The following is a 7,041-nucleotide window of genomic DNA, read 5'->3' as shown; positions in this document are numbered from 1 at the left end:
GTAGGCCTGATAAGCGTAGCGCATCAGGCAATTTTGCGTTGTTCATGCCGGATGCGGCGTGAACGCCTTATCCGGCCTACAAAAACATACAATTTCAATAGATTGCAGTGATTACGTAGGCCTGATAAGCGTAGCGCATCAGGCAATTTTGCGTTGTTCATGCCGGATGCGGCGTGAACGCCTTATCCGGCCTACAAAACATGTAATTTCAATAGATTACAGTGATTACGTAGGCCTGATAAGCGCAGCGCATCAGGCAATTTTGCGTTAATCATCATTCTCTAATGCCGGATTTTGTAGTCGGCATTCTTTATCACTTCTTCTTGTTCATCATCGCTTTTAAATCAGCAAACGGGTTGTATTTCGCTTCACCGACATCTTTCTGCGCATCTTCCCCTGCAACAACCGTCGTACCATACTGATCGGCTTCGGTATACTTCGAATGCTCATGATCGTGGCAATACAGGCACAACAGCTCCCAGTTACTACCGTCTTCCGGGTTGTTGGTATGGTCGTGATCCATATGATGGACCGTCAGCTCACGCAGATTAGAGTAAACGAACTCGCGCGAGCAGCGCCCGCAGACCCATGGGAACAATTTCAGTGCTTTTTCGCGATAGCCGTTTTCTAGCCGCGCATAGTTTTTGGGAATGATAGCCATGCAAATTTACCTGATGAAATGTAAGATCACGCGCAGTTTCCCGCGAAGCGAGGGTTTTAGCAATCACCTATTTTATAGCATCTTTTCATTTTGGACTTTACGCAAAAAATCGCTGAGCGAACAATTCGCCGCCCATAGTGTCAGGAGTGTTCCAGTCATTCGCTTTAGAGGCGTTCCGGTCAAAAAAAACCGCAACGCCTGAGCATCACGGTTTTTATGCGGTTTAGCGGGAATGACCTTACGGCAGAATCGACGGCTGATCCGCCCCTTCTTTCTCGACTTTCTGTTGCAACATATGCTCGCGCTTCATACCCAGCTTCAACGCCAGCGCTGACGCAACATAGATAGAAGACGCCGTACCGATGGAAACACCAATCAGCATGGTCAGCGAGAAGCCTTCCAGCACCGGGCCACCGAAGAGATACAGCATCAGGATTACCATTAAGGTTGTACCAGATGTGATCAACGTACGGTGCAACGTCTGGGTCAAGGACACGTTAAAGATTTCGTAAGGCGTACCGTGACGGATCTTGCGGAAATTTTCACGAATACGGTCCGATACCACGATACTGTCGTTAAGCGAGTAACCGATAACCGACATCAACGATGCCACAATGGTCAGGTCAATCTCGATATGGAATAACGACAAAATACCCAGCGTAATGATAACATCGTGCGCCAGCGCGATAACGACCCCTGCCGCCAGTCGCCACTCAAAGCGGAAACCTACGTACACAAGGATAGACAGCAACGCTGCCATCAGCGCCATCGCACCGGTTTGCGCAAGCTCTGCCCCCACACTCGGACCGACGAACTCAATACGCTTCACTGCCGCATTCTGGTTGGTGGATTCGTTGATCACCTTCACAACCTGGCTGCCCAGCACCTGACCGCCGGTTTCACCTTCAGCAGGCGGCATGCGGACCATGATGTCGTGGCTGCTACCAAAGTTTTGCAGCATCGGCTCTTCAAAACCGGCTTTTTGCAATGCATCACGCATTACATCAATTTCAGCCGGTTTTTCGAGCGTAATTTCGATAACCGTACCACCGGTGAAATCCAGCCCCCAGTTAAAGCCGCGCACGCCCATAATAACGATAGAGGCAATTAACAGCAGACCAGAGATGCCAAAAGCCCAGTAGTCCCAGCGCATAAAGTCATAGACTTTACGGCCATGGTTTAGTTGTTCAACAGTATATTCCTGTGCCACATCGCACTCCTCAGATTGACAGCTTCTTGACGCGTTTGCCGCCATATAGCAGGTTTACGATGGCACGCGTACCGACAATCGCGGTAAACATCGACGTCGCCACACCGATACCGGTAGTAATCGCGAACCCTTTAATTGCCCCGGTACCCACTGCGTACAGGATGATGACTTTAATCAGCGTGGTGATGTTCGCATCGAAAATGGAACTGAATGCGCCACGATAACCTTCATCAATTGCCTGCTGAACAGTACGTCCATTGCTCAACTCTTCTTTGATACGTTCGTTGATCAGTACGTTCGCATCGACCGCCACCGCAAGGGTTAAGACGATACCTGCGATACCCGGCATACTCAGCGTTGCACCAGGCAACAGTGACATAATGCCGACAATCAAAATCAGGTTGGCAACCAGAGCACTGGTCGCAATCAGACCAAACTTCTTGTAGAAGAGGATCATAAACAGAATAGAAACCAGCAGACCGGCAAGACACGCCTCAAGCCCCTGTTTGATGTTCTGCATACCCAGGGTCGGGCCAATGGTACGTTCTTCAACAATCTGAATCGGCGCAATCAACGCACCGGCACGCAGCAGCAGCGAAAGCTGGCGCGCTTCGTTCGGGTTGTTGATACCGGTGATACGGAAGCTGTTACCCAGACGAGACTGGATGTTGGCGATGTTAATCACCTCCTCCTGTTTCACCAGAACCGCACGACCATTAGCATCTTTCTTACCGCTGTCTTTGTACTCCACAAACAGGGTCGCCATCGGTTTGCCGATGTTGTCCTTGGTGAAGTTAGACATGATGTTCCCACCAGCGCTATCGAGCGAGATATTAACCTGCGGCTGGTTGTATTCGTCCTGGCTGGAAGTGGAGTCGGTGATATGGTCACCGGTCAGGATCACGCGTTTGTACAGCACAACCGGCTGACCTTCGCGGGTCTGTTTCACTTCAGAGTCACCCGGTACGCGGCCAGATGCCGCAGCAGCCTGATCAACGTTGGTATTTACCAGACGGAATTCCAGCGTTGCCGTCGCACCCAGAATCTCTTTCGCACGCGCGGTATCCTGGATACCTGGCAGTTCAACAACGATACGGTCAGCACCCTGACGCTGAACCACCGGCTCCGCTACGCCAAGCTGGTTTACACGGTTACGCAGGATATTGATGTTCTGCTGCACCGCATATTCACGCGCTTCACTCAGACGCGCATCGCTCATTACCGCACGCAGCTGGTTGCTGCCCTGGCTGCTAATCACCAGGTCCGGATGGCGCTTGCTCAGATACGAGATGGCTTCATCGCGGGCATTAGAATCGCGGAAGGTGATGCTCAGGCCGTAGTTGTTTTCTTTACGAACGGTAGTATACGGGATGCCTTTTTCGCGCAAGTCGCTGCGCAGGCTATCGATATTTTGTTCCTGAAGTTTGCCAAGCGCGGTGTCCATATCCACTTCCATCAGGAAGTGAACGCCGCCACGCAGGTCAAGGCCGAGCTTCATCGGTTCAGCGTGAATAGCTGCCAGCCAGCGCGGCGTTGCCGGGGCAAGGTTAAGCGCCACAACGTATTTGTCACCCATAACGCCCATTAATACTTCACGAGCGCGCAGTTGGGTGTCAGTGGAGTCGAAGCGCGCAAGAATAGCGCCCTCTTCCAGTGCCACAGACTTAGCAGTTATTTTTTCTTCTTGTAACGTTTTCTGGACCTGGATCAGCGTTTGCTCACTGGCGGCGACTCCGCGCGCACCAGTGATCTGAACAGCCGGATCCTCACCAAACAGGTTGGGAAGCGCATACAGCAGACCGATGACAATCACCACGATCAGCATGACGTACTTCCACAAAGGACAACGGTTTAACACGGCAATTCCCTTAGGGAAAAATTTTAATTACAGCGCCTTCATGGTGCCTTTCGGCAGAACGGCAGCTACGAAGTCACGTTTAATAACTACTTCAGTGGTGTCATTCAGCGCGATAGCAATGTAGCCGTTTTCCGCTACTTTGGTTACGCGACCGACCAGGCCACCGTTCGTCAGAACTTCATCACCTTTGGCAATGGAGTCCATCAGCTTTTTGTGTTCTTTGGTGCGCTTCTGCTGTGGACGCAGGATCATGAAATAGAAAATCAGACCGAATACCACCAGCATCAAAATCAAAGACATTGGGCTACCTTGCGCCGGTGCACCCGTTGCCGCTACCGCATCAGAAATAAAAAAGCTCATTAAATTTCCCTCATTATTAATATTAATCAACGTTCAAAGGTGGTACTTCTCGCCCCTGACGCTGGTAAAAATCAGTTACGAAGCTCTCTAATTTACCCTCTTCAATAGCCTTGCGTAAACCCGCCATCAAACGCTGGTAGTAACGAAGGTTATGAATGGTGTTGAGACGCGCGCCTAATATTTCGTTGCAACGGTCGAGATGATGCAAGTAGGCGCGTGAATAATTGCGACAGGTGTAGCAATCACACTCAGGATCGAGTGGGCCAGTATCGCTCTTATACTTCGCATTGCGGATTTTCACCACGCCATCGGTCACGAACAAATGACCATTTCGGGCGTTGCGGGTTGGCATTACGCAGTCAAACATATCGATACCGCGACGTACGCCTTCAACCAGGTCTTCTGGTTTACCAACGCCCATCAGGTAACGCGGTTTGTCTGCCGGTATTTGCGGGCATACATGCTCCAGAATACGGTGCATATCTGCTTTCGGCTCACCCACAGCCAGACCGCCGACAGCGTAGCCATCAAAACCGATATCTACCAGACCTTTAACAGAAATATCACGTAAATCTTCGTAAACGCTGCCCTGAATGATGCCAAACAGCGCATTTTTGTTTCCGAGACTATCAAAACGCTCACGGCTACGCTTCGCCCAACGCAGAGACATCTCCATGGAGCGTTTTGCGTAATCCCAGTCAGCAGGATACGGCGTACACTCATCAAAGATCATGACGATATCCGAACCAAGATCGTACTGAATCTCCATCGACTTTTCCGGGTCGAGAAAAATCGGGTCGCCATTGATCGGGTTACGGAAGTGGACGCCCTGTTCGGTGATTTTACGAATATCGCCAAGGCTGAAGACCTGGAAACCGCCGGAGTCGGTAAGGATTGGCCCTTTCCACTGCATAAAATCGTGCAGATCGCCGTGCAGTTTCATGATTTCCTGACCTGGGCGCAGCCACAGGTGGAAAGTGTTACCGAGAATAATTTGTGCACCAGTGGCTTCAACTTCTTCCGGCGTCATCCCTTTTACGGTGCCGTAGGTGCCAACAGGCATAAAACAAGGCGTTTCCACTACGCCACGATCGAAGACCAGGCGGCCACGGCGTGCGCGCCCGTCGGTGGTGTCCAGTTCAAATTTCATTTTTTCTCCACTACGTCAGAAAAACAGTCCAACGTTTAAACCTGCGCCGCGGAATTACTCCCCGACGCGCTCATTAATCGCCTGCGGATTGTACGTGATAAACATCGCATCACCGTAACTAAAAAAGCGATATTTCTCTTCTACCGCCGCTTTATAGGCGTTCAGGGTATGTTGATAACCGGCAAATGCCGAAACCAGCATAATCAGCGTCGACTCTGGCAAGTGGAAGTTCGTCACCAGCGCATCGACCACTTTGTACTGGAAACCCGGATAGATAAAGATTTGGGTGTCGTCAAAGAACGGTTCGATGAGATCGTTTTTCGCCGCCTGGGCCGCGCTTTCAAGCGAACGTACCGAGGTGGTGCCAACCGCAATCACCCGGTTACCGCGCGCTTTCGCCGCCAGTACCGCATCAACCACATCCTGCGGCACTTCAGCGTATTCCGAGTGCATGATGTGATCTTCAATGGTGTCGACGCGCACCGGCTGGAAAGTACCCGCACCAACGTGCAGGGTGACGAACGCCATCTCCACGCCTTTGGCGCGCAATTTTTCAAGCAAAGGTTCGTCAAAATGCAGTCCGGCTGTCGGAGCCGCTACCGCGCCCGGTTTTTCGCTATAAACCGTTTGATAAAGTTCGCGGTCGGCGTCTTCATCCGGGCGGTCGATATACGGCGGCAGCGGCATATGACCGATGCTGTTAAGAATATCCAGCACCGAGCGCTCATCGTTAAATTCGACTTCAAACAGTGCGCCGTGACGAGCAGTCATTGTTGCGTTGATACTTTCGTCATCGCCCAGCAGCAGCTCTGCGCCCGGTTTTGGCGCTTTCGAGGCGCGAATATGTGCAAGAATGCGTTTGTCGTCGAGCATCCGCTCAACCAGCACTTCAATCTTGCCGCCGCTGGCTTTACGCCCAAACAGGCGCGCCGGGATCACGCGGGTATTATTAAAAACCAGAAGATCGCCGGGGTTGAGCTTATCGAGTAAATCGGTGAAAGTACCATGCGTCAGCGCGCCCGTCGGCCCGTCCAGCGACAGTAAACGACAGCTACTGCGTTCAGGCATGGGATAGTGGGCAATCAGGGATTCGGGCAATTCAAAGGAGAAATCGGTAACGCGCATGACACTGACTCAGACTAAAATAAGAGGCGGGTAGTCTAGTGCCGGGGCGCTCTCCCTGCAACCTTTACCCCCTTTGGATAGAATATAATCGATGAATTTTTTAGCTCACCTGCATTTGGCTCACCTGGCAGAAAGCTCGCTTTCCGGCAATTTACTGGCTGATTTTGTTCGCGGAAATCCTGAAGAAAGTTTTCCACCCGATGTCGTGGCTGGCATTCATATGCATCGCCGTATCGACGTATTGACCGACAATCTGCCGGAAGTTCGCGAAGCACGGGAGTGGTTTCGTCGTGAAACCCGCCGCGTTGCGCCTATTACGCTGGATGTCATGTGGGATCACTTTCTTTCTCGCCACTGGTCGCAACTGTCGCCGGACTTTCCGCTACAGGAATTTGTCTGTTATGCCCGCGAGCAAGTGATGACGATATTGCCGGACTCACCGCCACGCTTTATCAATCTGAACAACTACTTATGGTCAGAGCAGTGGCTGGTGCGCTATCGCGATATGGATTTCATCCAGAGCGTGTTAAACGGCATGGCAAGCCGTCGCCCACGTCTGGATGCCTTGCGTGACTCCTGGTATGATTTAGACGCCCATTATGACGCCCTCGAAACCCGCTTCTGGCAGTTTTATCCGCGGATGATGGCGCAGGCGTCACGCAAGGCGTTATAAGGCT

At 51.6% G+C, this 7,041-nt stretch carries 7 protein-coding genes; 1 reads left to right on the top strand and 6 read right to left on the bottom strand.

What is annotated here, in order from left to right:
* Window positions 1-313: 313 nt before the first annotated feature.
* The 6 genes from yajD to queA form a co-directional block, all read right to left on the bottom strand.
* Window positions 314-661, bottom strand: a complete 348-nt coding sequence (gene yajD / locus A7090_RS13805) for an HNH nuclease YajD (RefSeq protein WP_105274455.1) — start codon at window positions 659-661, stop codon at window positions 314-316.
* Between the two features lie 238 nt (window positions 662-899).
* Window positions 900-1,871, bottom strand: coding sequence for a protein translocase subunit SecF (secF, locus tag A7090_RS13800; protein ID WP_105274454.1), 972 nt, complete (start codon window positions 1,869-1,871; stop codon window positions 900-902).
* Window positions 1,872-1,881: 10 nt separating this feature from the next.
* The gene (gene secD / locus A7090_RS13795) at window positions 1,882-3,729 is read right to left on the bottom strand and encodes a protein translocase subunit SecD (RefSeq protein WP_105274453.1); all 1,848 of its coding nucleotides are present in this window, start codon (window positions 3,727-3,729) and stop codon (window positions 1,882-1,884) included.
* A gap of 27 nt (window positions 3,730-3,756) precedes the next feature.
* Window positions 3,757-4,089 carry a preprotein translocase subunit YajC gene (yajC, locus tag A7090_RS13790; protein ID WP_000007629.1) on the bottom strand — a complete coding sequence of 111 codons (333 nt, stop codon included), beginning with the start codon at window positions 4,087-4,089 and terminating at the stop codon, window positions 3,757-3,759.
* A 22-nt stretch (window positions 4,090-4,111) separates the two neighbouring features.
* Window positions 4,112-5,239, bottom strand: a complete 1,128-nt coding sequence (tgt, locus tag A7090_RS13785) for a tRNA guanosine(34) transglycosylase Tgt (protein ID WP_000667319.1) — start codon at window positions 5,237-5,239, stop codon at window positions 4,112-4,114.
* A 54-nt stretch (window positions 5,240-5,293) separates the two neighbouring features.
* A complete protein-coding gene (gene queA, locus A7090_RS13780; protein WP_105274452.1) occupies window positions 5,294-6,364 on the bottom strand; it encodes a tRNA preQ1(34) S-adenosylmethionine ribosyltransferase-isomerase QueA in 1,071 nt (356 codons plus the stop codon).
* Between the two features lie 91 nt (window positions 6,365-6,455).
* On the opposite strand from queA, the gene acpH reads away from it, so the two are divergent.
* Window positions 6,456-7,037, top strand: a complete 582-nt coding sequence (acpH, locus tag A7090_RS13775; RefSeq protein WP_105274451.1) for an ACP phosphodiesterase — start codon at window positions 6,456-6,458, stop codon at window positions 7,035-7,037.
* Window positions 7,038-7,041: the final 4 nt, after the last annotated feature.

The organism is Escherichia sp. MOD1-EC7003, from assembly GCF_002965065.1.
Taxonomy (GTDB): Bacteria; Pseudomonadota; Gammaproteobacteria; order Enterobacterales; family Enterobacteriaceae; genus Escherichia.
The sequence above is the reverse complement of the archived record's forward strand: the minus strand, read 5'-3'. Positions and strand labels throughout refer to the sequence as shown.